The organism is Bacteroides sp. An19, from assembly GCF_002160215.1.
Classification (GTDB): Bacteria; Bacteroidota; Bacteroidia; order Bacteroidales; family Bacteroidaceae; genus Phocaeicola; species Phocaeicola intestinalis.
In genome coordinates this window covers 1-1944 of the sequence record NZ_NFKD01000130.1, presented here as the reverse complement: position 1 = coordinate 1944, position 1944 = coordinate 1, and the positions used below count along the sequence as shown (strand labels likewise).

Here is a 1944-nt window from a genome sequence, read left to right as displayed (position 1 = left end):
GTCTGGCACAAGACCAAACAAGAAGATAAATGCTAAACTTGTCAAAGAACTCATTGATATAGCTGCCTATAGGGCAGCGTAAAAATATTTACAAATAATAATTTTATAACTAACTATTGTTCATAAGGATAAATGATTAAAAGGTTGATGGTTATTTTGCTCCCGTATAGCCCGGATTCTGTTCGATGGTGGTGTTGGTACGCATCACGCTTTCAGGAATCGGGAAGATGTTCCAGTGGTCGGTGGTGACGGCATCCTTACAGAAGTAAGATTTGCCGTTGAACACGTTGCGTCCGTCTGCCATCTTGAAGCGGATCATGTCCTGACGGCGGTGCTCTTCGCATGCGAATTCCCAGCCCAAGTCGTCGAACAAGCCGCCCAACTCGATGTCATCGCCACCTTCGTAAGTGCTGATGTAGTTGCTCCAGTCGTTGTAAGCTATCGGCTCATACTCGCTGTGTCCGTAGGCATATACGCTTCCGCCTTTCAGGTCGGCTACGGTGCGGGTGGCTTCCGCCAACGATTCAAACGAACGTTTGCGGACTTCTGTTACCAAGTCGGCTGCGGTCTGTTCGTCGCGTCCCAAGCGCAGCAAGCATTCCGCCTTGATGAACATGGCATCCGCCAGGCGGAAGATGACCAAGTCGTCCGAGGTAGTTCCCCAGTTACCTCCTCCTACTATCTCGTACTTGTGCAGGCGATAACCTTCTTGCTGGTAGGCACCGTCGATGGAGTGCACGTTCTTGTTGTAGTTCAGGTAACCCGTGCCCGACCAGTCATCGGCCGTAAAGGGGATGGGGTCGCCCGCATTGGGGGTATATGTACCGTCGGCATTCTCTACGGCGTAGTGCTGCAAATCCATTGCCCAGGTATCAGCCAAACGTTTGTCGTTGGCGGAATAGGTATCGATAAACTGCGGGATGGCGCACGAACCGTTGGTGGCGGTAGCGGTGCTGGCGTAAGCATCCATACCGGCTTGCGGCATGACGTAGGTCATCAGGTTGAAGTTGACGGCATGGGTACGGTCGCCCGGTACGCAGAAAATGATTTCGGGATTACCTTCCAGATTTTCGCGGAAATTGTCTTTGTAGTTGGGCGCCAACTCAAAGCCTCCTTCGGTCAGGACGGTTTCTACTTCTGCCAAGGCGTCTTCATAGCCTTGGTTGTCGTTGGTGCCCAAGTAAACGTTTTTGTTCAAGTACAGCTTGGCAAGTGCCATACATACGGCGTACTTGTTGCCCCAGCCGTGGATGTAATCGGTGGTGATGACATCTTTGATGTCGTTCAGTTCGCTGACGCAGAAATTATAGATTTCCTCTCCCGACACCTGTTCGGGCACGTAACCATCGGGATTGTTCATTGTGGTCTGCAGCGGAATGTTGCGGAAAAGGTCTAACAGGTGGTAGTAAGTTAGGGCACGGAAGAAACGCATCTGTGCGCGGTCTTCTACATTATCTTCGGGCAGGTTGTCCAGTACCATGTTACAATAGTTGATACAATTGTACGCATAACCCCAATTGTTTTCCGACAAACCGAAGTTGTAATCCCAATTGTGTTTGTGTCCGTTGATGTAAACGTCACCCCAGCCGATACCAATGCGCAGGGGAACCATGTACTGGTCAGTGCAGATTTCCAACTGATGGAACAATCCAAACCAACTGGTATGCAGGTATCGGTATTGGGCGATGGCTTGGCCTTCCAACAACTGGATGTCATCCGGGTTGGTCAGGTCAATGTTCGTGTCGTTCAAGTCGCTATAGAGGGTCTCGGTCAGGTCGGTACATGATGTTGTCACATTCAGGCTGCAGCCGACGAACATTCCTAACAATAGAGTTTATGTAATTTAGATTTGTTATATATCGCGCATACGCGTACCTTTGCAACATGAATTACCACGACCATAAAGACAACAGCAAAAGTTTCCGTGCCTTGACGGGAGTTAGC

General features: G+C 49.8%; 1 protein-coding gene. It reads right to left on the bottom strand.

Translation table 11 applies throughout. The features are described 5' to 3' along the window. Window positions 1–151: 151 nt before the first annotated feature. Entirely contained in the window at window positions 152–1819 is a 1668-nt protein-coding gene (locus B5F25_RS20800) for a RagB/SusD family nutrient uptake outer membrane protein (protein ID WP_087251741.1), read from the bottom strand. Window positions 1820–1944 lie beyond the last annotated feature (125 nt).

Coding starts and splice junctions, on each gene's coding strand:
- B5F25_RS20800 (WP_087251741.1), bottom strand. CDS start 1,819: ATGTTCGTCGGCTGCAGCCTGAATGTGACAACATCATGTACCGACCTG.